This is a genomic window from Achromobacter xylosoxidans A8, from assembly GCF_000165835.1.
In the GTDB taxonomy this organism is placed as follows: domain Bacteria; phylum Pseudomonadota; class Gammaproteobacteria; order Burkholderiales; family Burkholderiaceae_B; genus Achromobacter; species Achromobacter xylosoxidans_B.
Genome location: NC_014640.1, coordinates 4499588 through 4523860 on the forward strand (window position 1 = coordinate 4499588; position 24273 = coordinate 4523860).

Here is a 24273-nt window from a genome sequence, read left to right on the forward strand (position 1 = left end):
GCGCCTGAAAAATAAACGTCAGGAGACAGCATGAAACCGCATTTACTTGCGCTGGCAGCCTGTGTGGCCGCCAGCACGGCGTCGCACGCCCAGCCGAAAGAGGACTGGCCCACGCGCGCCATCCGCATCGTGGTCGCCTTTCCCGCGGGATCGCCGGGCGACACGGCGGCGCGCATCGTGGCCGACGCCGTGGGACAGTCGCTCAAGCAGCCGGTCATCATCGAGAACCGGCCCGGCGCGGGCGGCAACATCGGCGCCGAAGCGGTGGCCCGGTCGCCCGCCGACGGCTACACCTTTCTCGAGGCGCCGGACACAGTGGTCACCATCAACCCGGCCATCTACCGCAAGCTGAACTTCAAGGCCGACGACCTGACGCCCGTGGTCGCGCTGGCGAACTTCAACCAGATGCTGGTGTGCTCGCCCGCGACGGGCCTGCGCACCCTGGCGCAGCTGGACGCGCAGGCCAGGAAGACGCCCGGCGCGCTCAGCTATGCCTCCGGCGGCCAGGGCGTGCCGGGACATCTGGCCATGGAGCTTTATCTGTCGGGCGCAGGACTGGACATCCTGCATGTGCCCTACAAGGGCCCGTCGCCCGCCACCCAGGACGTGCTGGCCGGGCAAGTGCCCTGCGGCTATCTGGCGTCGCCCGTGGTCGCGCCCTACGTCGCGGCCGGCAAGCTCTACGGGCTGGCGGTGTCGGGCAGCGCGCGCTCGGTCCAGGCATCGGACGTGCCGACCATGCAGCAGGCGGGCGTGGCCGGCTACGACGCCACCTTCCGCGAAATGCTGTTCGCGCCCAAGGACACGCCGGCCGCCATCGTGCAACGCATGAATGAAGAGGTGGCGCGCGCCCTGGCGCTTCCCGAGGTGAAGCAGAAGCTGCAAGGCAACGACCTGGATCCGCAGCCCGAATCGCCCGACGCCACCGCGCTGCGCCTGCGCGAGGACGCCGCCAAATGGACTGCAGTCATCCGCAAGATCAACCTCAAGGTGGACTGACACACCCGCCCCGCTCCCGCCGTCCGCGCCACTTCCGCCGCGCGCACGGCATTCCCCGCCAAAGGAGGCCACATGAACGCCGCAACACCCGCCACCGTCTTCGGCTCGCTGAAGGACTACCGCAAGGGCTCGATCGAGATCACGCAGGGCTCACCGCGCCACTACGTCTTTTCCAACATCTTCGAGGTGGCGGCCAACTCCGCGCCCTACGAAAAAGTCGTGGTCGGCAAGAACCTGGAGTACGTCATCGAAACCCTGCGCGCCGAAGGCGTGTCGCCCTGGTACGCCTGCAGCCATGACGAGTTCGCCATCCTGATGGACGGCCAGGCCCAGGTCGAGTTCCTGGCCCTGGACCAGCCGCCCGCCAGCGCGGACGGCAGCGTGCTGGCGGGCCAGGCTCCGGCCGGCAAGCCCATGGGCCGGGTGCTGCTGGGCCGCGGGCACCAATGCCTGCTGCCCGCCGGCTGCGCCTACCGATTCACCGCGCCGTATCCGGGCGTGCTGCTGATACAGACCCGCGCGGGCGAATTGTCCGTCGAGAAGTGGGCGGACATCTGCCTGCAGTAAGCCCCCCCTTTTCCTTCAGGAGTACCGATATGGCCATGCTGGACACACACGCCCCCTCTTTCGCCGCCGGCAAAGTCGCCGCCGGCGCCGCCGACGCCGCCACCGGCTACAAGCGCTTCGACCTGGGCGCGTTCACCTTCATCCGCGACGAATACTTCGTCAAAGTGCACTGGCCCTCCAAAGGCCAGATCCGCACCCACGCCATCCCGGCCGATGCCTTCCTGCGCGCGCTGATGCGCGACGTGGCCTGGGGCTTTTTCTATGGCTGGGTCAACTTCGACCACGTGTTCGGCACGCGCAACCATTACGGCAAGGTGGACGTCTACGCCGGTTCGTTCAACGGCGTCATGAAGGCGGCGGGCGTGGACTACACCGAGACTTTCGACACCCCGCTCATCATGGCCACCTTCAAAGCCATGCTGCACGACTGGACCAACGAGGGTTTCGATCCCTTTGCCGCGCCCGAGGAGACCGGCTCGGCCTTCGGCCGCAAGCATGGCGACAATATCGCCGCCATCGAGCGCTCGCGCATCGCCACGCGGCGCATGCCGGGCCTGCCGGAAGACTCGCCGCTGCGCGACGAACTGCCGGTCAACCGGGCCTTCGCCGACGTGACCCAGGACGAGCCGCAGATCCATGCCGAGCCGGGCTACGAAGGCGCGCTGCATGCGTTCAGCCTGTTCAAGTACCTGTCGCGCTCGGACGTCACCTGGAATCCTTCGGTCACTTCCGTTTGCGGCGCCAGCCTGTTCTGCCCCACCACCGAGGAATTCATCCTGCCGGTGTTCCACGGCAACGACCGCGTCGAATGGTTCCTGCAGCTGTCGGACGAGATCGTCTGGGACATCGGCGACAAGGACACCGGCGCACCGCGCGCCCGCGTCACCATGCGCGCCGGCGACATCTGCGCCATGCCCGCCGACATCCGTCATCAGGGCTATTCGACCAAGCGCTCGATGCTGCTGGTCTGGGAGAACGCCACGCCCGACCTGCCCCAGCGGTATGAATGCGGCGAACTCGCGCCCTACCCGGTCGAGTTCTGAATCCGCCCCCTTCCACTCATTACGTACCCAGAGCCATGCAGAACAAACTCTTTATCGACGGCCGCTTCGTGGACGCCGCCGCCGGCGGCACGATAGACGTGCTCAACCCGCACGACGCCACCCTCATCACCGCCATCGCCGCGGCCGAAGCCGAAGACGTGGACCGCGCCGTAGCGGCCGCGCAGCGCGCCTTTCCCGCCTGGTCGCGCATGGCCGCTGCCGAACGCGGCCGCCTGCTGCTCAAGCTGGCCGACCTGATCGAAGCCAACTCGGAAGAACTGGCGCAGTTGGAGACGCTGGACACAGGCCATCCGATACGCGACACGCGCGGCCTGGACGTGCCGCGCACCGCCGGCTGCTTCCGCTACTTCGGCGGCATGGCCGACAAGCTGCAAGGCAGCGTCATCCCGGTGGAAGCCGGCTTCCTCAACTACGTGCAACGCGCGCCCATTGGCGTGGTCGGCCAGATCGTGCCCTGGAATTTCCCCTTGATGTTCACCAGCTGGAAACTGGGACCCGCGCTCGCGGCCGGCAACACAGTGGTGCTCAAGCCGTCCGAACTGACGCCGCTGTCGACCTTGCGCATCGCCGAACTGATGGCCCAGGCGGGCTTTCCGGCAGGCGTCGTCAATATGGTCCCCGGCTACGGCCACACGGCGGGACAGCGGCTGGCAGAACATCCCGACGTGGGCAAGATCGCCTTCACCGGTTCCACCGCCACCGGCCGCCGCATCGTGCAAGCGTCCCAGGGCAATCTCAAGCGCGTGCAGCTGGAACTCGGCGGCAAGGGCGCCAACATCGTGTTCGACGACGCCAACCTCGACGCCGCCATCAACGGCGCGGCCTGGGCCATCTTCCACAACCAGGGGCAGGCCTGCATCGCGGGTTCGCGCCTGATGCTGCACGAGAAGATCGCCGATGCCTTCCTGGAGCGTTTCACGGCGCTGGCCGACTCCATCCGCCTGGGCGATCCGCGCTCGCCCGACACCGAAATGGGTCCGCTGACTTCGGCCCAGCACCGCGACAAGGTGCTGTCCTACGTGAACATTGCCGCCGAACAGGGCGCGCGCGTGCTGGCCGGCGGCACAGCGCCCGGCGGCGAGCTGGCCCGCGGCTACTACGTCGCGCCCACCATCGTCGAAGCCAGGCCCCGGGACCGCGTCGCGCAGGAAGAAGTGTTCGGCCCCTTCGTCACCGTGCTGCGCTTCGGCAGCGACGAGGAGGCGCTGGCCATCGCCAACGCCACCGACTACGGCCTGGGCAGCGGTTTGTGGACGCGCGACCTTGCGCGCGCCCACAAGCTGGCGGGCGCCATCCACGCCGGCATGTGCTGGATCAACTGCTACAAGCGGGTCAATCCCGGCAGTCCGTTCGGCGGTGTGGGCCAGTCGGGCTATGGCCGCGAGATGGGCTTCGAGGCCATGCATGACTACACTGAGGCCAGGTCCGTGTGGGTCAATGTGGACGCCGCCGTGCCGCCGCATTTCAAGCGCTGAGGAGCCGCCATGAACCCTGCCCTGCCGAACGCTGAAACCGCCTTGACCGACACGGTCGCCGCAGCCTACGCCCAGACGCCGGATCCCAGGCTGCGCCAGTTGATGCAGTCGCTGGTGCGGCACCTGCACGCCTTCGTCGCCGACGTCGAACCCACCGAGGCCGAATGGATGGCGGCGATCCGGTTCCTGACCGAAACCGGCCAGATCTGTGACGGCGTGGTGCGGCAGGAGTTCATCCTGCTGTCCGACACGCTGGGCGTGTCGATGCTGGTGGACGCCATCAACCACCGCAAACCCGGCCAGGCCACCGAAAGCACGGTGTTCGGCCCCTTCTACATCGCCGGCATGCCCGAGCGCGCGGCCGGCGAGGACATGGCGCAGACGCCCGGCGCGCCCGCGCTGGTGCACGGGTACGTCCGCGACACCGAAGGCCGGCCGCTGGCTGGCGCCGTGCTCGACGTATGGCAGACGGCCGCCAACGGCATGTACTCGGGCCAGGACGTAGAGCAGCCGCAAGGCAATCTGCGAGGACGTTACCGCAGCGGCGAGGACGGCTACTTCGCGATCCGCACCATCCTGCCGGTGTCCTATCCGATCCCGGGCGACGGCCCAGTCGGCCGCATGATGGCGGCGACAGGCCGCCACGTCTTCCGGCCCGCGCACCTGCATTTCATGATCGACGCGCCGGGACACCAGCGGCTGGTCACCCATCTGTTCAATGCCGGGGATCCGTATCTCGAGTCGGATGCGGTGTTCGGCGTGAAGCCTACGCTGGTGCTGCAATACGACCGGCAACACGCGGATTCGGCGCTGGGCCGGCGCCATGGATTCGATTCGGACTTCCACGAGGGGCGCTATGACTTCGTGCTGCCCCGCGCTTGAATCCGCAGCGGAGGCTGCGCTGTGCCGGGTCGACGATATTCCAGACGGCGGTTCGCTGACCGTGGACATCGGCGCGCAGCCGGTGATCCTGCTGCGGCGCGGGCAGTCGGTCTGGGGCTACCTGAACCGCTGTCCGCACTTCTCCGTCACGCTGAACGCCGCGCACGGCGCTGTCCTGACCTATGAAGCCCAGGTGCTGATGTGCGCACATCATTCGGCCTTGTTCCGCTTCGAGGACGGGCTGTGCATCGAAGGCCCCTGCCAGGGCGCGGCACTGGATCCCCAGCCACTGCGCGTGGATGCGGGACGCGTCTACGCCGGCCGCGGCACGCTCCTGGATCCTGCTGGTTGACGCAGCCCGCCACAATTGCTACACACACAGACGCATTGCACTTGCCCTCAGAATCTCTCCATAAGAGGTGGTTTATGAACAAGCGTATTGTTGTCGTAGGCGGCGGCGTAGGCGGCACCATGCTCGCCAATCAGCTGGCCGGAAAGCTCTACCCCGAGATCACGCGCGGCGAAGTCTCCATCACGCTGCTCTCGGACACGCCGGATCATTACTACAAACCGGCGTTCATGTACGTGGCCTTCAACCTCTTCTTCCAGGAAGAACTGAAACGGCCGGAACGCTCCCTGCTGCGGCCCGAAATCGAGTTCCGCGTCGACAAGGTCACGCGGTTCCACTTCGACCGCCAGGAAGTCTCCACGCAGAGCGGCAAACGCTACGGCTATGACTACCTGGTCATCGCCACGGGCTGCGTGCCATCCCCCGAACGCATCGAAGGGCTGAAGGAAGCCGGGGATCATTTCTACCAGTACGCGCCCGCCAGGCAGCTGGCGGACCGCTTGTCGCGCATCGAACGCGGGCGAGTGTTCATCAGCGTCACCTTCCCCAAGACGCCCAACGTCCCACACCAATGCGGCATCGCGCCCATTGAAACCACGCTGATGCTGGACGACTACCTGCGGCGGCGCGGCGTGCGCGACAAGATCGAGATCGCCTACACCTACCCGACCACCTCGCAGCTGCTGCGCAACTGCCTGTTCCTGCAACGCCCGACCTGCGAAGTGCTGCCCGCCATCTTCGAGCAGAAAGGCATACAGTTCCAGCGCGGCTTCACGCTGTCGCGGGTGGACCCGGAGCGGCGCATCGCCTATTCGGAGGAAGGCGGCGAGCAGCCCTTCGACATCCTCATGGCCACGCCGCCGATACGCGCCGTGGACGTGGTGCTGGAATCCGGCGTGTCGCAGGCCGAGAACAATGAAGGCTGGCTGCCGACCGACCACGAGACCCTGCAGGTCTACGGCCTGCAGAACGTCTACGTCATCGGCGACACCGTCGACCTGCCGGTCAGCAAGGCGGGCGGCTCCTGCCACAACCAGGCGCCCGTGGTCGCCAACAACATCGCGGGCGAGATCCGGCTGGGCCATCCTTGCAGCGTCTATGACGGCCGGGTGCAGGCGGTCGCCCAGATGGGGCTGAACGCCGGCATGCCGCTCTGGTACGACTACACCCACGACGTGCTGCCCACGCCGCCCACCAAGCTCGGCGGCCTGCTGCGCCACGGGTTCAACCGCGGCCTGTACTGGGCCGTCGCAAGGGGAATGCTATGAACGCGCCGCATGAAGCAAGCGCCACCCAGGCCGCCGATACGCCATCCGCATTCCTGGGCGGAGGACCTGGCGCGCGCGCGTTGGCCGACAGGCTGGGGCTGCTGGCCGAAGCCGGACGGCTGGACAATATCGCCGACCTGCTGTCGCTGACCTCGGACCTGGTGGACCTGTTGGACCAGTCCATGGTGGAAAAGCTGGCGTTGCTGTCGGAGCAGGCCAGCAGCGCCGCCTGGACCGCCGCCAACACCCTGCGCGACGCCCATGCCCGCACGCTGCAGGAAGCCCGCCCGCCGAGCCTGACGGGCCTCATCGGCCTGCTGCGCGACGAAGACACGCGCCGCGGCATGGCCGTGGTGCTGCGAGCGCTGCAAACGCTGGGCCGGCAGATGGCGGCGCAGCGCAAGGACTACGCGGGCGTTACCTGAGGCTGCGCCGCGCGGCTGCACACCTCCTGGCGTCCGGCCATCCGCGGATACCAGGACCGCGCATGTAAAAACCCCCGGCAGCTGGATTTCAGTCCAGCTGCCGGGGGTTTGTTCTATGCGCTGCGGTATGCCCGCCGCGCGCCGGACCTGTTTACTGCAAGGTCCGCGTGAAGACGAACTGCCCGTCCTGCCAATCCACCGGCACCACGTCGCGCGGACCGAAGCGGCCTTCCAGGATCAGCCGAGCCACCGGGTTCTCGATCTGCTGCTGGATCGCGCGCTTCAAGGGGCGCGCGCCGAACACTGGATCGAAACCGGAGCGGGCCAGTTCCGCCAGCGCGGGTTCGCTCACTTCGAGGCGCATCTCCTGCTTTTCCAGGCGCTCGCCCAGGCGGCGCAGCTGGATGCGGGCAATCGACTCGATATGCTGCGCTTCCAGGCCATGGAACACCACCACTTCATCGATGCGGTTCAGGAATTCAGGACGCAGGGTCTGCTTGAGTTCATCCCACACCACTTCCTTGACCACGTCGTAGGGCTTGCCCGCCAGGCTCTGGATATGGTGCGAGCCCAGGTTGGACGTCATCACGATGACCGTATTGCGGAAGTCCACCGTGCGGCCCTGGCCGTCGGTCAGGCGGCCGTCGTCCAGCACCTGCAGCAGCACGTTGAAGACGTCCGGATGGGCCTTTTCCACTTCATCCAGCAGGATCACGGAGTACGGCTTGCGGCGCACGGCCTCGGTCAGATAGCCGCCCTCTTCGTAGCCCACGTATCCGGGCGGCGCGCCGATCAGGCGGGCCACCGAATGCTTCTCCATGAATTCGCTCATGTCGATGCGGATCATGTGCTCTTCCGAGTCGAACAGGAACTCGGCCAGGGCGCGCGTCAGTTCGGTCTTGCCCACGCCGGTGGGGCCCAGGAACAGGAACGAACCATAGGGCCGCGACGGATCCGCCAGGCCGGCGCGCGAACGCCGGATGGCGTCGGACACCAGCCGCACGGCCTCGTCCTGGCCCACCACGCGCTTGTGCAGGTATTCCTCCATGTGCAGCAGCTTCTCGCGTTCGCCCTGCATCATCTTGGACACCGGGATGCCGGTGGCGCGCGACACGACCTCGGCGATTTCCTCGGCGCCGACGCGGGTGCGCAACAGGCGCGGACGCCCTTCGCCGCCCTCGGCGTCCTCGGCCGCTTCCGCGGCGCCCACTTCGGCCGCCTTCAGGCGCGCTTCCAGGTCAGGCAGCTTGCCGTACTGCAACTCGGCCAGCTTGTCGAACTGGCCCTTGCGCTGCAGTTCCGCCATTTCGGCGCGCACGCTGTCGATTTCTTCCTTGATGGCCTGCGTGCCTTGCACGGCCGCCTTCTCGGCCTTCCAGATTTCCTCGTAGTCGTTGTATTCGCGTTGCAGCTTTTCGAGTTCGTCCTCGATCACGCCCAGGCGGCGCTTGGAAGCGTCGTCGGTTTCCTTCTTGACGGCCTCGCGCTCGATCTTGAGCTGGATGATGCGGCGGTCGAGCTTGTCCATCACTTCCGGCTTGGAATCGATTTCCATGCGGATGCGCGCGCCGGCCTCGTCGATCAGGTCGATGGCCTTGTCGGGCAGGAAGCGGTCGGTGATATAGCGGTGCGAAAGCTCGGCCGCGGCCACGATGGCCGGGTCGGTGATTTCCACGCCGTGGTGAATTTCATAACGCTCCTGCAAGCCGCGCAGGATGGCGATGGTGGACTCCACGTCGGGCTCGTCGACCAGCACCTTCTGGAAGCGCCGCTCCAGCGCCGCGTCCTTCTCGATGTACTTGCGGTATTCGTCGAGCGTGGTCGCGCCGATGCAATGCAGTTCGCCGCGCGCCAGCGCCGGCTTGAGCATATTGCCCGCGTCCATCGCGCCTTCGGCCTTGCCTGCGCCCACCATGGTGTGGAGTTCGTCGATGAAGACGATGTTGCTGCCGTCGTCCAGCGACAGCTCCTTAAGTACGGCTTTCAGGCGTTCCTCGAATTCGCCGCGGAACTTGGCGCCGGCCAGCAGCGCGGCCAGGTCCAGCGACAGCACGCGCTTGCCGCGCAGGGTTTCGGGAACTTCGTCGTTGACGATGCGCTGCGCCAGGCCTTCGACGATGGCGGTCTTGCCCACGCCGGGTTCGCCGATCAGCACCGGGTTGTTCTTGGTGCGGCGCTGCAGGATCTGGATGGTGCGGCGGATTTCATCGTCGCGGCCGATCACCGGATCGAGCTTGCCCTGGCGGGCGCGCTCGGTCAGGTCCATGGTGTACTTGGACAGGGCTTCGCGGTTGGATTCGCCTTCCGCGCCGGAGACGTTCTCGCCGCCGCGCACGGCGTCGATGGCGGCTTCCAGGGCCTTTTTCTGCAGACCCGCATCACGCAGGATGCGGCCGGCGTCGCCTTTGTCGTCGGCCAGGGCCAGCAGGAACAGTTCGCTGGCGATGTAGGTATCGCCACGGCGCGCGGCTTCCTTGTCGGTGCGCGTCAGCACCGCCTGCAGGTCGCGGCCGACCTGGACGTTATCGTCGCCCTGCACCTGCGGCAGGGACTTCAAGGCGCTGTCGATGGCCGACTGCACCCGGTTGACGGCTACGCCGGCGCGCGCCAGCAGGCTGCCCGCGCCGCTGTCGGAATCCGACAGCAAGGCGGAGAGCACGTGGATGGGCTCGATATAGGGGTGGTCGTTGCGGGCGGCCAGACTTTGGGCGTCGGCCAGGGCTTGCTGGAACTTGGTGGTCAGTTTGTCGAATCGCATAATGGTCGTTTGGCTTGTTGGGGAGCCTGACCGATACGTGCCGGCTGGCTCGATATCCTGAATATGCGGCCAGATGCGAGAATTTCAACACCTTGCCCGCGCCATGGTTTTTCGACGTGCAGCAACAATCTGACTTATGAGCATATACGTTTTTGTCTACGGCACGCTACGCGCGGGCGAAATCAATGATCTGGCGCAAGCCGCCGCGCGGCGCGGGCTGCCGGCGGCGCGCTACGTCGGCCGGGCCAGCGTGCCGGGCAGACTGGTGGACTTCGGCGACTGGCCGGGCCTGATCCCCGTGGACGACGGTCGGCGCGTGCGCGGCGACGTGTTCCAGGTCGCGCCGGCCCTGGTGGCCCTGATGGACGAAATCGAGGAGTACCAGCCCGGCAAGCCCTGTTGCTTCGTGCGGCGCGAGGTCCTGGCGCGTCTGGAACCGCCCGCGGCAGCCTCCGAACTGCGCTGCCAGTACTACCCGATAGACCCGGCCCTGCGCGGCACGGCAGCCGATATCGACGCCGACGATTGGGTCGCATACCGCCTTGCCCGCCCCCTCCCGAGGGGCCGGTAAGACGCCCGTAGTAACAACGGACTACAATACAGCTTGTCTTAAGCTTTATACCCATGCCGGCATGCGTCCGCGCAATGGGCACTATAGAGGTCATCGTATGCAAAAACGGGTCCCCGTTGCCCCTGATGCCGCCCACTGCTCCACCTGCATGCTGGGGCATGTGTGCGTGCCCGTGGGCATGGCAGCCGCCGAAGTGGAAAAGCTGGACGAACTGGTCAGGGAACGTGTGCGCCTTGAAAAAGGCAAGCCGCTCTATTCGCTGAACCACCCGCTCGACGCCGTCTACAGCGTGCGCTTCGGCAGCCTCAAGACGCAGTTGGAAGACGCGACCGGCCAGATCCAGGTCACCGGCTTCCACCTGCCCGGCGAAATCGTCGGCATGGACGGCATGCTGGATGGCAAGCACGTTTCGACCGCCGTCGCGCTGGAAGATTCCGAGGTCTGTGTCATCCGCCTGGCCGATATCGACCGGGTCGCGGCCCACCTGCCCTCGCTGCAGCAGCAGTTCCGCCGCCTGATGAGCCGCGAGATCAACCGTTCGCACCAGATGCTGGCCTCGCTGGGCTCCATGCGCTCCGAACAGCGCCTGGCCGCGTTCCTGCTGAACCTGTCGCAGCGCTATGCGTCGCTGGGCTATTCCTCCACCGAGTTCGTGCTGCGCATGAGCCGCGAGGAAATCGGCAACTACCTCGGCCTGACCCTGGAAACGGTCAGCCGGCTGTTCTCGCGCTTCGCGCGCGACGGCCTCATCAAGATCAACCAGCGCGAGGTCCGCATCCTGGACCTGCCCGCGCTCAAGCAGCTGCTGGGCCAAGAGAGCTGCTGAACGCCCGCCGCGCCATGCGCCGCGCGCCCATCCTCCCCCTGCTTCAAGCGCGCCCGGGACGCATGCGCGCCCTGGCAGCCTGGTGCGCCCTGGCGGCGCTCGCGCCGCTGGCTGCGTACGCGCAGACGCCGCTGCCTGATCCCTACGACTATAGCGAAACCGCGCCCGCGCCCAAGCGCGCGGCGCCCTTGCGCTGGCAGTCCGTGGAACTGGGCAAGCCCGGCCACCGCTACAAGATGCCGGTCTACGCCAACCGCGACCTGGCAAAGGACGACCTGCGCAACATCAAGCAGGTCGTGGTCGTGATCCACGGCGTCAAGCGCGATGCCGACCGCTATTACGAATCCGTCGCCGCCCTGCTGGCGCACAACCCCGAGCGGGCCCGTGACACCCTGATCCTGGCGCCGCGCTTCTCGGGCTCGATCGATTCGGGCTTCGGCGGCATGGCGGCATGGCGCAAGGCCAGTTGGGAGGACGGCGAAGACAGCGTGCAGGCCACGGGACGCCCCGCGCCGGTCAGCTCATTCCAGGTGCTGGACGACCTGCTGCGCAGCCTGGACGACCGCAAGCGCCTGGCCTCGCTGGCCGGCATCGTGCTGGCCGGCCACTCGGCCGGAGCGCAACTGGTGCAGCGCTATGCGGTGCTGAACAACATCGACGGCCCGCTGCGACGCGACGGACTGGCGCTGCGCTACGTCATCGCCAATCCCTCGTCCTACCTGTACCTGAGCAACGAACGCCCGCGCGCCGACGGCAAGGGCTATGCGCCCTACGAACGCGGCATCTGCCCCACCTACAACCAGTACAAGTACGGCCCGGACAAGCTGCCCGCCTATTCGCGCGAGACCGACGAGTCCAAGCTCTTCGTGCGCTACGCGGCGCGCGACGTCACCTATCTGCTGGGCGGGGCCGACAACAATCCCGAAGACCGCCTGCTGGACAAGACCTGTGGCGCCGAAGCCCAGGGCGCGACCCGGCTGGCGCGCGGCACGGGCTATGTGCAATACGAGCACGTGCTGGCGGCACGCGGCGCCAGGCCCGTGACGCTGCATCGGCGCGCGTTCGAAGTAGCCGGCATCGGCCACAACAGCAAGAGCATGTTCGGCTCGGTCTGCGGCACGCGGGCGCTGCTGGGCGACGAGGCCCAGACGGCCGACGGCGCCGCGCCCTGCGTAGTCATCAAGCCGCGCGGCAAGTAAGGCGGCGCGCCCCATTCGGCGCGCAGGCCTGACAAAAAACTGAACGAAAAACAGCGCCGCAGAGCGTGCATTTCGGCACGGGCAGGCGCAACATAACGCAATGCGTGTTCCATTTCGCGGCTGGCCCGCCGTCATGGGTCGAGGCGGCGAGCGCGTGTCCGGCGTCCCCCGACAAACGCACCCGAAGGACGGATATGACGCAAGCATATCTCGACATCCCCGACGCAAAGCGCCGCATCAAGGCGATCTTCATCGGCTCCATGGGCAATCTGGTGGAATGGTATGACTTCTATGCCTACACCGCCTTCGCGCTGTACTTCGCCCCCGCCTTCTTTCCCTCCCACGATCCCGTCGTCCAGCAACTGAACGCGGCCACGCTGTTCGCGGCCGGCTTCATCGTGCGCCCGCTGGGCGGCTGGCTGTTCGGCCATCTGGCGGACCGGCACGGGCGGCGTCTGTCGCTGATGGTGTCGGTGGGGATGATGTGCGTGGGCTCGCTGATCATCGCCATCACGCCCACCTACGCCACCATAGGCCTGGCCGCGCCGGCCCTGCTGGCGCTGGCGCGCGTGGTCGAAGGCCTGAGCCTGGGCGGCGAGTACGGCGCCAGCGCCACCTACCTGACCGAGATCGCGGACCCCGAGCATCGCGGCTTCTATTCCAGCTTCCAGTACGTCACCCTGATAGGCGGCCAACTCTGCGCCATCCTGGTGCTGTTGCTGCTGCAGAACGTGTTCCTGACCCACCAGCAGCTGGTGGAATGGGGCTGGCGCATTCCCTTCGTGATCGGCGCCATGCTGGCCATCATCACCGCCCTGATGCGGCGCGACATGCCCGAGACGGACTCGTACAAGGAAGCGCAGAAGGCGCCCAAGCCGCAGACCAGTTCGCTGCGCGGCCTGCTGCAGTATCCGCGCGAGGTAGCGATCGTGGTGGGCCTGACTGCCGGCGGCACCGCGGCGTTCTATACCTTCACGACGTACATGCAGACCTTCGTGCGGCAGACCTCGGGCTTCTCCGATATCGTCACGACCTACATCATCGCCGGCTCGCTGATCTTCGCGCTGATCCTGCAGCCGGTCTATGGCGCGCTGTCCGACAAGATCGGGCGCAAGCCGCTGCTGGTGTTCTTCGGCGTGGCGGGCGCCGCGCTCACCGTACCCATCCTGATGACGCTGTCGCACACGCGCTCGCCCTTCATGGCCTTTCTGCTGATCTGCGGCGCCTGGGTGTTCACGGCCGGCTACACCTCCATCAACGCGGTGGTGAAGGCGGAACTCTTCCCCACCAACATCCGCGCCACCGGCGTCGCCGTGCCCTACGCCGTGACGGTGTCGATCTTCGGCGGCACGGCGCCGGCCATCGCCCTGTTCTTCAAGCAGCAAGGGCATGAGGAGTGGTTCTACTACTACCTCGCTGGGATCATCTTCCTGTCGCTGCTGGTGTACGCCACCATGCGCGACACCAAGCACCGCTCGGCCATGCACCAGCACGCCTGATTCCTGATCGCGCCAACTTTGTTGCTTGACAGCCATGCCGTTGCGGCTTAATACTTAACCCTATGGTTAAGTTTAAAGACGACATGCTCGACAGCATCTTCTCGGCCCTGGCCGACGGCACGCGGCGCCGGGTGCTGGCCGACCTGGAACAAGGCGCGGCCTCGGTCAGCGAGCTGGCCCGGCCGCACGCCATGTCCCTGCCCGCCTTCATGAAGCATCTGCGCGTGCTGGAAGACGCCGGCCTGATCGCCCGCGCCAAGGACGGCCGCGTCGTCAATTGCACGCTGTCGCCCGAACCCATGCGGGCGGCATCCGACTGGCTGGCCCGCTACGAGAAGTTCTGGAGCGGACAGCTGGATTCGCTGGCGCGGTACCTGTACCACGAGGAAGAGGTCCACCCATGGAAAACCGAAGCACCCAAGACGAATCAGCCCCCATCGAACTCCGGCTCAAGCGGCGCTTCGACGCCCCCGTCGAACGCGTCTGGCGCGCCTGGACGGACCCGCAAGCGCTGATGCGCTGGTTCGGCCCGGCCGAGACCCGCAAGGTACTGCGGGCGGAAACCGATGTGCGCGTGGGCGGCGCCTATGAGGTGGGCTTCGCCACCGAGGACGGTCTGGAGCACCATGCCAGCGGCCACTACCGCGAAGTCGAGCCGCAACGCCGGCTGGTCTTCACCTGGGCCTGGCGCGACACGCCCGCCGAAGTCTCGTTGATCACGCTTGAATTCACCCCCGCGGGCGGCGGCACCGAGCTCGCCTTCCTGCAGACCCCGTTCGTCGACCAGGCCACCCGCGACAGCCATCAGCATGGCTGGGCTGGCGCGCTGGAGCGGCTGGCGGCCCATCTGGCGAATCCGGCCTGAATCCCGGCCACTCGCCCTACCCGGGCCTACCGGCCCGTTCCGAGGAGACACACGATGCAGACCGATCACCCCGTCGTATCCCGAGCGCAATGGGACATCGCCCGCGAGGCGCTGCTGCGCCGCGAGAAAGAACTGACCCGGGCCCACGACGCCCTGGCCCGCGAGCGCATGGCGCTGCCCTGGGTCAAGGTGGACAAGCCTTACCGCTTCGAGGGCGAGGCCGGCGCCGTGGGCCTGGCCGAGCTGTTCCAGGGCAGAAGCCAGCTCATCGTCTACCACTTCATGTTCGGCCCGGACTGGGAAGAAGGCTGCGTGGGCTGCTCGTTCCTGGCGGACCACATGGACAGCGCGATCTTGCACCTGCGCCAGCATGACGTGACGGTGGTCGCCGTGTCGCGGGCTCCGTACGCCAAGCTGGACGCGTTCAAGCGGCGCATGGGCTGGCGCTTCCCCTGGTATTCGTCCGAAGGCTGCGATTTCAACTTCGACCTGCAGGCCAGCGTGCCCAAGGCCGACGGCGGCATGGAGGAAAATTCCGGCGCCAGCGCGTTTTTCCGCGACCCGGACGGCGAAATCTTCCATACCTATTCAAGCTTCTCGCGCGGGGTGGAGCGGCTGGCCGGCGCCTACAACTACCTGGACTTCGCGCCGCTGGGCCGCAACGAGCACGGCCCGCACTTCAATCTGGGCGACTGGGTACGCCACCATGACCGCTACGACGACGCCCCGGCGCACGCCTGCCACGCCTGCGGCTAGGCCCAAGCCTGGCCGTGCCGTCCGCCTGGCCTCCGACGCGGCATTCCTGTGGCTGGCCTGCACCGCCGCCATGGCCGCGGGCCTGTGGGCGGATACGCTGCGCACGCCTGCGGCGCTGCTGGCCAGCCAGTGCGCGGCGCCCGGCGGATTGCTGGAGCAGGCGTGGCGCCATGCCGCCCTGATGCCCGCCAGCAGCGCGGCCATGCTGATCGCCGCATTGTTGCCGCTGCCGGGCGCTCCCCGCATGGCTGCGCGGCTGGCCTGCGCGCTGGCGATGGGGCTGGGCATGCTGGCGGGGGCTCAATGGGGCATGGCGGCGGCCCTGGCCGCGGGCGCCGCGCCGTTCGGCGGCATGGCCGCGGGCATGGCGCTGGGCATGGCGGCCGCCATGGCCGCTGGGGTGCTGATCGCCGCCGCTAGCGCCGCGCTCCGGTAAGCGGGCGCGGCGGCGTCCCTGGCGCGGCCTCGATGGGCGCGGCCAGCGGCGCCTGGATTTCAAGCGCGGATCCGGCCCGCGCCACGCAGGGCAGGATCCAGCCTTCTTCCTTCTCGTCGCGCGACAGCCCCGGCCATTCGATGCTGTAGGAGATCTCTCCTTCCAGCAGCAGGCACATGCAGGCGCGGCAGGTGCCGTTGCGGCACGAGCTGGGCAGCTTGATGCCGGCGGCCTGGGCCGCCAGCAGCACGGAGGTATCGGCCGGCGCATCGAAGCGCAGGCCGGCAGGCTGCACCAGAACGGGAAATGCGGACATGGTTGGACGGATCTCGCGGGCGGGCCTCAGCCCGCGTTGTCCTGCCAGTCCAGCTGCCAGGCGCCCGACAGCACGTTCTGCATCCACAGCACGCAGGTCAGCGTCTTGGCGTCGGTGACTTCGCCCTGGGCGCAAGCCGCGATCAGTTCGGCGGGGTCCGCGCTGATCACGTCCAGGAATTCATCCTGGTCCAGCTGGCGTGGTCCGGCGCGCAGGCCGCGGGCGAAGTAGATGTGGATGATCTCGGTGGAATAGGCGATGGCCAGGTGCAAGGCGCCCGCATGGGCCCACTGCGCAGCGGTGTAGCCGGTTTCCTCCAGCAGTTCACGCTTGCCGCAAACCAGCGGATCCTCGCCCGGGTCCAGCTTGCCCGCGGGAAATTCCGTCATCACGCGCCCGATGGGATAGCGGAACTGCCGTTCCAGCAAGACCCGGCCATCATCCAGCAGCGGAATCACCACCACCGCGCCCGGATGCACCACATATTCGCGCGTGGCCGTGTTGCCGTTGGGCAGGCTGACCGTGTCGCGGCGGATCTTCAGGAAGGCGCCGTTGTACGGCGCCTCGCTGGCAACGAGTTTTTCTTCGAGATGGGAATCGGGCTTGCGGGTCATGGGGGTCGGCTACCTCAAGGAACACGCAGGCGGCTGGCCCACGCGGGCAGCACGAGCTTACCATCGCTGCCCGCCTCCCCCGATGACGCCTACTCCGCGACCCGGATGACGATCTTGCCGAAGTGCCGGCCCGACGCCAGGTGCTCGAAGGCCTCGCGCGCTTCGGCAAACGAGTACACGCGGTCGATGACAGGGGCGATGCGCGCCACGTCGACAAAGCGCGCCACGTCCTCAAGCATCTTGCGGCTGCCGACGAAGATGCCTTCCAGGCGCTTGACGCCCGCAATCAGGGCCAAGGGCGCCACCGGCACGGCCGCAAAGCCGCTGACGCCGCCGATGACCGCGATGGTGCCGCCCATGCGCGCGGCCGCCACGGAACGTTCCAGCGTGCCTTCGCCGCCGACTTCCACCACCACATGCGCGCCTTCGCCGCCGGTCAGGCGCAGCACCTCGTCCTGCCATTGCGGCGTCTCGCGGTAGTTGATCGTCAGGTCCGCGCCCAGTTCGCGCGCCCGGGCCAGCTTGTCGGCGCTGGACGAGGTGATGATGGCGCGCATGCCGGCCGCCTTGGCCAGTTGCAGGCCCCAGATGGAAACGCCCCCGGTACCCAGGAACAGCGCCGTCTGGCCCGCCTTGGCGCGTCCGGCAACGAACAGCGCGTTCCATGCGGTGACGGCGGCGCAAGGCAGGGTCGAGGCCTGCTCATCGCTCAGGGAGTCCGGCGTGGCGACCAGGGCATGCTCGGAAAAGATGCTCTCGGTGGACAGCAGGCCGTCGGTGGCGGCGCCCGGGGCCAGCGCCACGGTGGCGGGCGTGGGTTCGCCATCGATCCAGTCCGGCATGAACGCGCCCATGACGCGGTCGCCGATCTTGAAGCGGGTCACGCCCGCGCCCACCTCGATCACCTCGCCCGCGGCGTCGGAGGCGGGTATGACCGGGTCGCCCGAACCCTTCAGATACTCGCCGCGCGCCACCATGAGATCGCGATAGTTCAGCGACACCGCCTTGATGCGCACGCGCAGCTCCAGGGGAGCCAGGCTGCGCGGTTGACGCGTGACGCGTTCCAGCGAAGCGATGTCCTTGCCGCTGGTGATGGTGTAGGCCTGCATGTTGTTTCTCCTGTATCGGTTCAAGAAAGCCGCCTTTCGGCGTCTGCCGCTAGATGTGGCGGCCAAGTACCGATAAGATATATGGGAATTAATTTCCCCAGTGGCGAATCTTTTTCTTTTTACCGATTCCAAATTGGAACCAATCAGGACGAAGGAGCCCGTGATGGCAACCGCGATCACCTATGACAGACTGAGCGGCATCGAAGTCTTTGTGCAGGCCGTTGAGGCAGGCAGCTTCGCGCTGGCGGCAGAACGCCTGAACCTGACGCGCTCGGCGGTGGGCAAGTCCATCGCGCGGCTGGAGGCGCGCCTGGGCGCGCGGCTGTTCCACCGCACCACCCGTCAGCAGAGCCTGACCGACGACGGCCAGGCCTACTACGACCGTTGCGTGCGCGCGCTGGCCGAGCTGCAGACCGCCGAAGCCGAGCTGGACAGCGGCCGCCGCGAGCCCCAGGGACGCCTGCGGGTCAGCGCGCCCCTGGTGTTCGGCCGGCACTGCGTCGCGCCGGTGCTGCGCGAACTGGCGCTGCAACATCCGCAGCTGCAGATCGAGATCTCCTTCAACGACCGGGTGGTGGACCTGATCGAGGAAGGCTATGACCTGGGTATCCGCGTGGGCGAGCTGCCCGACAGCGCCAGCCTGGCCGCGCGCCGGCTGGGCATGCAGACAATGGGAATCGGAGCGTCTCCCGCCTACATCCAGGCGCACGGCCGTCCAACCACGGTGGACGAGCTGACGCAGCACTCCTGCATCGCCTACACGCACAACGGCATCGAGAGAGGCTGGACCGTGAAGGGAGCGGACGATCAGGTCATGCAGCTACGCTTGCGGCCGTGCCTGCGGCTGGACGACCTGCAAGCCATCGCGGATGCCGCCATCGCCGGTGCGGGGCTCGCCTGGCTGCCCTGCTGGATGCTGACGCACTATGTGCGCACCGGAGAGTTGGACGTGCTGATGCACGGCGACCGCCTGGCCGCGCAAGAGGTGCATGCGGTCTGGCCGCAAGCGCGCTACCTGCCGTCCAAGACACGCGCCGCCATTGATGCGCTGGCGGCGCGCGTGCCGGCCATGCTGGCCGCCTGAGCCGCTCAGCCGAACTTGCGGCGGGCGTCCAGCGCCAGGCCGGCGCCGATGCTGCCGAACAGGTCGCCTTCGACGCTGCGGGCGTCCGGCACCAGGGCCGAGACGGATTCGCGCAAGCGCGGCACGCGGCTGGAGCCGCCGGTGAAGAACACCGTGTCCACGTCGGACGTCGACACGCCGGCATCGCGCAGCAGCGCGCCCACCGTGGCCTCGACCTTCTCGATCAACCGGCCGACGCAGGCGTCGAACGACGGCCGTGTTACGTCCACGCCCAGCTCCGGCGCGATGCGCGACAGGTCGATGCGCGCGGCCGGCGTTTCCGACAGCGCAATCTTGGCCTCTTCGACCTGCACCGCCACCCAGTGGCCGGCGCGCTGTTTGACCAGGTTGAGCAGCAGATCGATCTTCTCGCGGTCGCCGGCTTCGGCGCGGATGTAGGCGAAGTGCTCGGCCGCCTTGCGGGTATAGGCCTGGTTGATGGTGTGCCAGCACGCCAGGTTGCCGTATTGCGTGGACGGCACGTCCTTGCCGCTGCGCAGCTGGCTGCCCAGCCCCAGCATCGGCATCACGTGGGCCAGGCTGAGCTGCTTGTCGAAGTCCACCCCGCCGATGTGCACGCCGCCATACGCCAGGATGTCCTCGCGGCGGTCGGCCTTGGCGGCGCGGCCGGGTCCCAGGCGGATCAACGAAAAGTCGGAGGTGCCGCCACCGATGTCGATGACCAGCACCAGCTCTTCGCGGTCGATCTGCGATTCATAGTCGAATGCGGCCGCCAGCGGTTCGAACTGGAATTCGATATCGGTAAAGCCCACGCTGCGCGCGATCTCGCCCAGCGTGTCCTGGGCGGTCTGGTCGGCGGCGGGGTTGTCGTCCACGAAGAACACCGGCCGGCCCAGCACGGCGCGCGTGAAGCCGCGACCCGCCGCGGTTTCGGCGCGGAGCTTGAGTTCGGCGATGAAGCGCGTCAGCAGGACGCGGAACGGAATCGAACGGCCCTGCACTTCGGTCGAGCCATCGATCAGCGAGCTGCCCAGCAGGCTCTTCATCGAGCGCATCAGGCGCCCGTCGTAGCCGGCCAGGTAGTCGGAGATGGCGGCGCGGCCATAGCTGACCTCGGCGTCTTCATCATGGAAGAAAATGGCCGAAGGCAAGGTGGTCTTGCCGTCTTCCAGGGCCAGGAGCGCGCGCTGATCGGGGCGGCTCCAGCCCACGGTGGAATTGGACGTGCCGAAGTCGACGCCGCATGCGGTGGAAATCATGAGGAATTCTGGGGCTGAAAGCAAAACGGCGCACAAGTGTAGCCGCAACCGCCAGAATCGCCATATCAGCCCGCGCGCGCCAGCGCCCTGGCCGTGAACGCCAGCGTCGCGGCGGCCACCAGCAGGCCGCTGGCAAAGCCGCCGGCGTAGCCGACCTGGGCCGCCAGCCCGGTCATGAGCGACGAGGTCAGGATCTCGCCCAGGTCGCGGGCGCTCTGCACCGCGGTCATGTCGGTGCCGGCCTGCTCGCCCCGGCTGGCGAAGCGCATGGCCAGCGTCATCAGGGCCACGGACGCGGCGCCCGCGCCGAACGCGCCCAGCGCCTGCGCCCCCAAGGCCGTGCCGGCCTGCGCCGGCGTCCAGCCCTGGGCCTGCGCCAGCCAGGCCAGCGCCGCCGCGCCCGAGGCGGCCAGGCCCAGCGCCAGCACGGCACGCGCACCCAGCCGGCCGATCAGCCATGCGCCGCCGCCGCAGCCCAGCAGCACCGTCACCACGCCGCCCGCCATGCCGATGCGCCCCACCGCCTCGACCGCCCAGCCCGCATCCACCAGGAACAGCTTGGACAGGCCGTAGCCCGCCACCGCGGTCATGGCCGACAGGAACGCGGCCGCGGCCAGGGCCCAGGCGCCGGGACGCCGCACGAAGGCCGCCAGCGTGGCGCGCTGCCGCGCCGCGGGCGCCGTCAGCGCGGTTTCGCGCCAGGCGGCTGCCAGCAACAGGCTGAACGCCACCACCGCCGCCAACATCAACAGCGCGCCGGTCTGGCCCACATGGCCGGCCAGCACCAGGCAGCCCGGCCCGCCAAAGAAAAAGCCCACCATCGTGCCGCCGACCTGCACAGCGTTGGCGCGCGCCAACGCCTGCCCATGGAAGCGTTCCGCCGTCAGGCCGTCGGTGGCGATGTCCTGCGTCGCGCTGGCCAGCGACGCCAATGCCATCAGCGCCACCACCCAGCCCGCCGCAGCGGCATCGATGCCCAGGAAGGCCAGCGCCAGCAGGCAGGCCAGCACGATGGCCTGCATCGGCAGGATCCAGCTGCGCCGCCGGCCCATGGCGCCGGTCCAGCGGTTGTCCACCACGGGCGCCCACAGGAACTTCAGCACCCACGGCAAGCCAACCAGCGGCAGCCAGGCCAGCGCGTGCAGGTCCGCGCCATCGCGGCGCAGCAGCGTGGGCAAAGCCTCCATGGCCACGCCCAGCGGTATGCCCTGGGAGAAATACAGGGCGCCTATCATCACGAACATGCGTCCGTCTGCATTGCGATTCACTTCAGATTTCCTTCAACGAGGGGCTGCGGGATTGGGGCTCATCCGCGTGGCGGTGTTCACTACCCTGCCCCGGCGTCACGAACAGGATCTTGCCGGGACAGGCCACGTGCAGCCGGTGCCACACGCCGCGCGGCACGATGGCGCTGCGGCGCGTATCCAGCAGCAGGTCGGTCTGGGCGCCGTCCTCGGCCATCAGGGTGACCACCACGCGCCCTTCCAGCACGCAGAGCATTTCGTCGCCGGCAGGGTGGCGTTCCCACACATCGCCATGCACGTCGGCGTCGCTGGCCACGGCCTTGATGCCGACCAGCCATTCGTCCTGCGGCGCGAGCCGGCGCAGCCGGCCCACGTCGCGCATGGCGCCGTCGCGGCCCAGCGCCACGAAATGGTCCAGCCAGTCGAACACGGGCCCGGTGTCGGGTGCATTCATCGATCTCTCCTTCTCGTTGGCGGCGGACGTCCGCGAACGGCGCCCGCCGCGGGTCATCAGTATTCGGCGCGCAAGGTCAGCATGACGTTGCGGGGCTCGCCGTAGCGGTTGTTCCAGGCGGTGCCCGACAGGCTCTGGTAGTAGCCGCGGTCGAACAGGTTGTTGACGTTGAGCGACGCGGTCACGTGCTTGTCCACGCGGTAGGCCATGCGCAGATCCACCAGTGCGTAGCCGCCCTGGCGCAGCGTGACGGGGCCGGACACCGTGGAGTAACCCGACTGCACCTGCAGGCCGCCGCCCACGCTCAGGCGCCGCTCCAGCCCGGGCAAGGCATAGTTCGTCCACAGCCGGAAGATGTGCTTGGGCGTGAAGCGCGCGAAAGGCTGTCCGCCGGACTCCGAGTCCGTCAGGTACTTGCTGGTGTTGAAGGTGTAGCCCGCCGCCACCGTCCAGTAGGGCGTGATGCTGCCGGAGGCTTCGGCCTCGATGCCGCGGCTGCGGACTTCCCCGCCCGAGATGTAGTAGCAGTTGCGGCCCACGCAAGGCCAGGCCGGGTCTTCCTGCGCGCGGTTCTTCTGCTGGATCTGGAACACGGCCAGCGACACGTTCAAGGCGCCGTCGGCCAGTTCGCCCTTGACGCCGGCCTCGTAGTTGGTGCCGGTGATGGGATCCAGCGGCTGGCCATCGCGGGTCAGCTCGCCCTGCGGCTGGAACACCTGCGCATAGCTGCCATAAAGCGACCACTGGCGGCCCAGGTCCACGATCAGTCCGCCATACGGCGTGAACTCCGGATCGATGCGCTGCCGCGCGCGCGGCGCGCTCTGGTTCCACCAGCTCATGCGTCCGCCCAGCACCAGGGTCACCGGATCGGCCAGCGAAAAGCGGCCCATGCCGTAGACGCCTTGCTGCTTCAGCCGGGTTTCGCCGGGCGAGGTGTACGGTCCCACGCCCGGCTCGGGCACGCTGTGCGGATCCCAGTCGAACACATTGACCGGCACGTTCGGATAAGGCGTCAGGTCCGCGCTGTACTGCTCGGACGTGGTGCGTTGGGCATTGCCGCCCAGCAACAGTTCATGGCGCCGGCCGAACAGTTGCACCGGGCCGCCGACATAGGCGTCCACGCTGGCCTGGGTGTTGTCGAACTTGTAGGCGGCGCCCATCAGGGATGAACCCAGCCCGGTCTGGCGGTCTATCGCGCCATAGGCGCCGGCGTACTTCAGGTTGCTGTCGGCGGTCAGGTAATTGGCGCTGACCTTGGCGCTCCAGCCCTGGCCGAAGCGATGCTCCAGGTCCGCGAACACGCGCGTCGTATTCCAGTTGAAACGGTCCCAGGCCGCGTCCAGGTAGGTCGAGCGCTTCAGGCCGATATCGCCGCCGTCCTTGTACAGCGGCACGCCGGCCATGTTGGTGGTGGAGCGGATGCGCTGATATTGCAGGCCGGCCGACAGCACGGTGTCCCGCCCCAGGTCCACTTCGCCGATGCCGTAGAACAGCGCCGACTTCTGGTCCGCCACGTCGTAGAAGTAGCCGCGGTCCTCCACGGCGCTGACGATGCGGCCGCGCACGCTGCCGCTGTCGTTCAGCGGACCGCCCAGGTCGGCTTCGGCGCGGTAGCGGTCCCAACTGCCGGCGCTGAGCGAGCCGTTGAAGGACAGCTCGCGCTGCGGCCGCTTGCGCACCAGGTTGACCGTGGCGGCGGGGTTGCCGGCGCCGTGCATCAGGCCGTTGGCGCCGCGCAGGATCTCCACGCGCTCGTATACCGCCATGTCCTGCGGCGACGCGGCCATGTTGCCCATCAGCACCGGCACCCCGTCCTGCTCGAACGAATCCACCTTGAAGCCGCGCGCGTAATACGCGGTGGTCAGCAGTTGATAGGGCTGCACCGTGATGCCGGTGGCGTGCTGCATCACCTCGTCCAGGCTTTGCAGGTTCTGCTCGCGCATCCGCTCCTGCCCGATCACCGTCACCGACTGTGGAATCTCGCGCAGCGTCAGCGGCAGTTTGCCCAGGGTCGCCGTGTCCTGCGCCACGCCCTCGCCGCTGACCGTCACTGCCGGCAGCGACGCGGCCTCCTGCGCCAGCGCCGGCCCCGCAGCCACCGCCAGCCACAGAGGCCAATGGCGCACACTCGACGCGTTCCTGCGCGGCGCCCCCGCGCCCGTTTTCACCTGTTTTCGCACTGCCTGTCCTCTTAGAACTTTATTGAGAATAATTCTCAAGTAATTCTAAAAACGAGGGCGGCCGCGTGCTGGCG

25 protein-coding genes are annotated in these 24273 nt (G+C 67.7%); 17 read left to right on the forward strand and 8 right to left on the reverse strand.

The features are described 5' to 3' along the window. The first annotated feature begins 30 nt into the window (after nt 1-30). From AXYL_RS20840 to AXYL_RS20875, 8 genes are all read left to right on the forward strand, one after another. On the forward strand, nt 31-999 hold the full coding sequence (locus AXYL_RS20840; protein ID WP_013394838.1) for a Bug family tripartite tricarboxylate transporter substrate binding protein: 969 nt from the start codon (nt 31-33) through the stop codon (nt 997-999). A 72-nt stretch (nt 1000-1071) separates the two neighbouring features. Continuing rightward, on the forward strand, nt 1072-1566 hold the full coding sequence (locus AXYL_RS20845) for a hypothetical protein (protein ID WP_013394839.1): 495 nt from the start codon (nt 1072-1074) through the stop codon (nt 1564-1566). A 29-nt stretch (nt 1567-1595) separates the two neighbouring features. Then, on the forward strand, nt 1596-2609 hold the full coding sequence (locus AXYL_RS20850; RefSeq protein WP_013394840.1) for a hydroquinone dioxygenase large subunit: 1014 nt from the start codon (nt 1596-1598) through the stop codon (nt 2607-2609). Nucleotides 2610-2644: 35 nt separating this feature from the next. Beyond that, on the forward strand, nt 2645-4105 hold the full coding sequence (locus AXYL_RS20855) for an aldehyde dehydrogenase family protein (RefSeq protein ID WP_013394841.1): 1461 nt from the start codon (nt 2645-2647) through the stop codon (nt 4103-4105). A gap of 9 nt (nt 4106-4114) precedes the next feature. Beyond that, complete coding sequence (locus AXYL_RS20860) at nt 4115-4987, forward strand: intradiol ring-cleavage dioxygenase (RefSeq protein WP_013394842.1); 873 nt, start codon at nt 4115-4117, stop codon at nt 4985-4987. Then, nucleotides 4962-5339, forward strand: a complete 378-nt coding sequence (locus AXYL_RS20865) for a Rieske (2Fe-2S) protein (RefSeq protein ID WP_013394843.1) — start codon at nt 4962-4964, stop codon at nt 5337-5339. The genes AXYL_RS20860 and AXYL_RS20865 overlap by 26 nt, the downstream gene beginning before the upstream one ends. A gap of 74 nt (nt 5340-5413) precedes the next feature. Next, the gene (locus AXYL_RS20870) at nt 5414-6604 is read left to right on the forward strand and encodes an FAD/NAD(P)-binding oxidoreductase (protein WP_013394844.1); all 1191 of its coding nucleotides are present in this window, start codon (nt 5414-5416) and stop codon (nt 6602-6604) included. Beyond that, complete coding sequence (locus AXYL_RS20875) at nt 6601-7029, forward strand: DUF1641 domain-containing protein (RefSeq protein WP_013394845.1); 429 nt, start codon at nt 6601-6603, stop codon at nt 7027-7029. Before AXYL_RS20870 ends, AXYL_RS20875 begins: the two co-directional genes overlap by 4 nt. A gap of 151 nt (nt 7030-7180) precedes the next feature. Here the strand turns inward: AXYL_RS20875 and clpB are convergent, their stop codons facing one another. Beyond that, on the reverse strand, nt 7181-9787 hold the full coding sequence (gene clpB / locus AXYL_RS20880) for an ATP-dependent chaperone ClpB (protein ID WP_013394846.1): 2607 nt from the start codon (nt 9785-9787) through the stop codon (nt 7181-7183). A 136-nt stretch (nt 9788-9923) separates the two neighbouring features. On the opposite strand from clpB, the gene AXYL_RS20885 reads away from it, so the two are divergent. The 8 genes from AXYL_RS20885 to AXYL_RS20920 all read left to right on the forward strand — a co-directional run bounded on the left by AXYL_RS20885 (nt 9924) and on the right by AXYL_RS20920 (nt 15939). Then, a complete protein-coding gene (locus tag AXYL_RS20885) occupies nt 9924-10358 on the forward strand; it encodes a gamma-glutamylcyclotransferase (protein ID WP_013394847.1) in 435 nt (144 codons plus the stop codon). 97 nt (nt 10359-10455) lie between these two features. Further along, nucleotides 10456-11184 (forward strand): helix-turn-helix domain-containing protein, encoded by a 729-nt coding sequence (locus AXYL_RS20890; protein ID WP_013394848.1) that lies wholly within the window; start codon nt 10456-10458, stop codon nt 11182-11184. Nucleotides 11185-11246: 62 nt separating this feature from the next. Continuing rightward, nucleotides 11247-12383 carry a hypothetical protein gene (locus AXYL_RS20895; protein WP_041655825.1) on the forward strand — a complete coding sequence of 379 codons (1137 nt, stop codon included), beginning with the start codon at nt 11247-11249 and terminating at the stop codon, nt 12381-12383. A 194-nt stretch (nt 12384-12577) separates the two neighbouring features. Next, nucleotides 12578-13882, forward strand: a complete 1305-nt coding sequence (locus AXYL_RS20900; protein WP_013394850.1) for an MFS transporter — start codon at nt 12578-12580, stop codon at nt 13880-13882. 62 nt (nt 13883-13944) lie between these two features. Then, complete coding sequence (locus tag AXYL_RS20905) at nt 13945-14397, forward strand: ArsR/SmtB family transcription factor (protein WP_013394851.1); 453 nt, start codon at nt 13945-13947, stop codon at nt 14395-14397. Next, the gene (locus AXYL_RS20910) at nt 14283-14747 is read left to right on the forward strand and encodes an SRPBCC family protein (RefSeq protein ID WP_013394852.1); all 465 of its coding nucleotides are present in this window, start codon (nt 14283-14285) and stop codon (nt 14745-14747) included. Before AXYL_RS20905 ends, AXYL_RS20910 begins: the two co-directional genes overlap by 115 nt. A 54-nt stretch (nt 14748-14801) precedes the next feature. Further along, nucleotides 14802-15503 (forward strand): DUF899 domain-containing protein, encoded by a 702-nt coding sequence (locus AXYL_RS20915; RefSeq protein ID WP_013394853.1) that lies wholly within the window; start codon nt 14802-14804, stop codon nt 15501-15503. Beyond that, nucleotides 15454-15939, forward strand: a complete 486-nt coding sequence (locus AXYL_RS20920; RefSeq protein WP_237709921.1) for a hypothetical protein — start codon at nt 15454-15456, stop codon at nt 15937-15939. The genes AXYL_RS20915 and AXYL_RS20920 overlap by 50 nt, the downstream gene beginning before the upstream one ends. On the opposite strand, the gene AXYL_RS20925 is transcribed toward AXYL_RS20920, so the two are convergent. The 3 genes from AXYL_RS20925 to AXYL_RS20935 all read right to left on the reverse strand — a co-directional run bounded on the left by AXYL_RS20925 (nt 15920) and on the right by AXYL_RS20935 (nt 17978). Further along, nucleotides 15920-16255 (reverse strand): 2Fe-2S iron-sulfur cluster-binding protein, encoded by a 336-nt coding sequence (locus tag AXYL_RS20925; protein ID WP_013394855.1) that lies wholly within the window; start codon nt 16253-16255, stop codon nt 15920-15922. The two genes, AXYL_RS20920 and AXYL_RS20925, sit on opposite strands and share 20 nt — an antisense overlap. A gap of 26 nt (nt 16256-16281) precedes the next feature. After that, nucleotides 16282-16869, reverse strand: coding sequence for an NUDIX domain-containing protein (locus tag AXYL_RS20930; RefSeq protein ID WP_013394856.1), 588 nt, complete (start codon nt 16867-16869; stop codon nt 16282-16284). An 89-nt stretch (nt 16870-16958) separates the two neighbouring features. After that, nucleotides 16959-17978 (reverse strand): zinc-dependent alcohol dehydrogenase family protein, encoded by a 1020-nt coding sequence (locus AXYL_RS20935; protein ID WP_013394857.1) that lies wholly within the window; start codon nt 17976-17978, stop codon nt 16959-16961. 163 nt (nt 17979-18141) lie between these two features. Here AXYL_RS20935 and AXYL_RS20940 point away from each other — a divergent pair, with 163 nt between their 5' ends. Further along, nucleotides 18142-19062, forward strand: a complete 921-nt coding sequence (locus AXYL_RS20940; protein ID WP_013394858.1) for a LysR substrate-binding domain-containing protein — start codon at nt 18142-18144, stop codon at nt 19060-19062. A 5-nt stretch (nt 19063-19067) separates the two neighbouring features. Here the strand turns inward: AXYL_RS20940 and AXYL_RS20945 are convergent, their stop codons facing one another. The 4 genes from AXYL_RS20945 to AXYL_RS20960 form a co-directional block, all read right to left on the reverse strand. Continuing rightward, the gene (locus AXYL_RS20945; RefSeq protein ID WP_013394859.1) at nt 19068-20321 is read right to left on the reverse strand and encodes an Hsp70 family protein; all 1254 of its coding nucleotides are present in this window, start codon (nt 20319-20321) and stop codon (nt 19068-19070) included. Between the two features lie 65 nt (nt 20322-20386). Further along, a complete protein-coding gene (locus AXYL_RS20950; RefSeq protein ID WP_041655827.1) occupies nt 20387-21565 on the reverse strand; it encodes a RhtX/FptX family siderophore transporter in 1179 nt (392 codons plus the stop codon). A 25-nt stretch (nt 21566-21590) separates the two neighbouring features. After that, nucleotides 21591-22019 (reverse strand): cupin domain-containing protein, encoded by a 429-nt coding sequence (locus tag AXYL_RS20955; protein WP_013394861.1) that lies wholly within the window; start codon nt 22017-22019, stop codon nt 21591-21593. Between the two features lie 56 nt (nt 22020-22075). Beyond that, complete coding sequence (locus AXYL_RS20960; RefSeq protein WP_013394862.1) at nt 22076-24145, reverse strand: TonB-dependent siderophore receptor; 2070 nt, start codon at nt 24143-24145, stop codon at nt 22076-22078. Nucleotides 24146-24273 lie beyond the last annotated feature (128 nt).

Excerpts from the sequence above, each read along its gene's own strand:
- AXYL_RS20935 (WP_013394857.1), bottom strand. The coding sequence starts at position 17,978 with ATGCAGGCCTACACCATCACCAGCGGCAAGGACATCGCTTCGCTGGAA.
- AXYL_RS20910 (WP_013394852.1), top strand. The coding sequence starts at position 14,283 with ATGGAAAACCGAAGCACCCAAGACGAATCAGCCCCCATCGAACTCCGG.
- AXYL_RS20890 (WP_013394848.1), top strand. The coding sequence starts at position 10,456 with ATGCAAAAACGGGTCCCCGTTGCCCCTGATGCCGCCCACTGCTCCACC.
- AXYL_RS20950 (WP_041655827.1), bottom strand. The coding sequence starts at position 21,565 with ATGTTCGTGATGATAGGCGCCCTGTATTTCTCCCAGGGCATACCGCTG.
- AXYL_RS20905 (WP_013394851.1), top strand. The coding sequence starts at position 13,945 with ATGGTTAAGTTTAAAGACGACATGCTCGACAGCATCTTCTCGGCCCTG.
- AXYL_RS20900 (WP_013394850.1), top strand. The coding sequence starts at position 12,578 with ATGACGCAAGCATATCTCGACATCCCCGACGCAAAGCGCCGCATCAAG.
- AXYL_RS20925 (WP_013394855.1), bottom strand. The coding sequence starts at position 16,255 with ATGTCCGCATTTCCCGTTCTGGTGCAGCCTGCCGGCCTGCGCTTCGAT.
- AXYL_RS20855 (WP_013394841.1), top strand. The coding sequence starts at position 2,645 with ATGCAGAACAAACTCTTTATCGACGGCCGCTTCGTGGACGCCGCCGCC.
- AXYL_RS20945 (WP_013394859.1), bottom strand. The coding sequence starts at position 20,321 with ATGATTTCCACCGCATGCGGCGTCGACTTCGGCACGTCCAATTCCACC.
- AXYL_RS20940 (WP_013394858.1), top strand. The coding sequence starts at position 18,142 with ATGGCAACCGCGATCACCTATGACAGACTGAGCGGCATCGAAGTCTTT.
- AXYL_RS20885 (WP_013394847.1), top strand. The coding sequence starts at position 9,924 with ATGAGCATATACGTTTTTGTCTACGGCACGCTACGCGCGGGCGAAATC.
- AXYL_RS20840 (WP_013394838.1), top strand. The coding sequence starts at position 31 with ATGAAACCGCATTTACTTGCGCTGGCAGCCTGTGTGGCCGCCAGCACG.
- AXYL_RS20895 (WP_041655825.1), top strand. The coding sequence starts at position 11,247 with ATGCGCGCCCTGGCAGCCTGGTGCGCCCTGGCGGCGCTCGCGCCGCTG.
- clpB (WP_013394846.1), bottom strand. The coding sequence starts at position 9,787 with ATGCGATTCGACAAACTGACCACCAAGTTCCAGCAAGCCCTGGCCGAC.
- AXYL_RS20955 (WP_013394861.1), bottom strand. The coding sequence starts at position 22,019 with ATGAATGCACCCGACACCGGGCCCGTGTTCGACTGGCTGGACCATTTC.
- AXYL_RS20860 (WP_013394842.1), top strand. The coding sequence starts at position 4,115 with ATGAACCCTGCCCTGCCGAACGCTGAAACCGCCTTGACCGACACGGTC.
- AXYL_RS20875 (WP_013394845.1), top strand. The coding sequence starts at position 6,601 with ATGAACGCGCCGCATGAAGCAAGCGCCACCCAGGCCGCCGATACGCCA.
- AXYL_RS20850 (WP_013394840.1), top strand. The coding sequence starts at position 1,596 with ATGGCCATGCTGGACACACACGCCCCCTCTTTCGCCGCCGGCAAAGTC.
- AXYL_RS20930 (WP_013394856.1), bottom strand. The coding sequence starts at position 16,869 with ATGACCCGCAAGCCCGATTCCCATCTCGAAGAAAAACTCGTTGCCAGC.
- AXYL_RS20845 (WP_013394839.1), top strand. The coding sequence starts at position 1,072 with ATGAACGCCGCAACACCCGCCACCGTCTTCGGCTCGCTGAAGGACTAC.
- AXYL_RS20920 (WP_237709921.1), top strand. The coding sequence starts at position 15,454 with ATGACCGCTACGACGACGCCCCGGCGCACGCCTGCCACGCCTGCGGCT.
- AXYL_RS20865 (WP_013394843.1), top strand. The coding sequence starts at position 4,962 with ATGACTTCGTGCTGCCCCGCGCTTGAATCCGCAGCGGAGGCTGCGCTG.
- AXYL_RS20870 (WP_013394844.1), top strand. The coding sequence starts at position 5,414 with ATGAACAAGCGTATTGTTGTCGTAGGCGGCGGCGTAGGCGGCACCATG.
- AXYL_RS20915 (WP_013394853.1), top strand. The coding sequence starts at position 14,802 with ATGCAGACCGATCACCCCGTCGTATCCCGAGCGCAATGGGACATCGCC.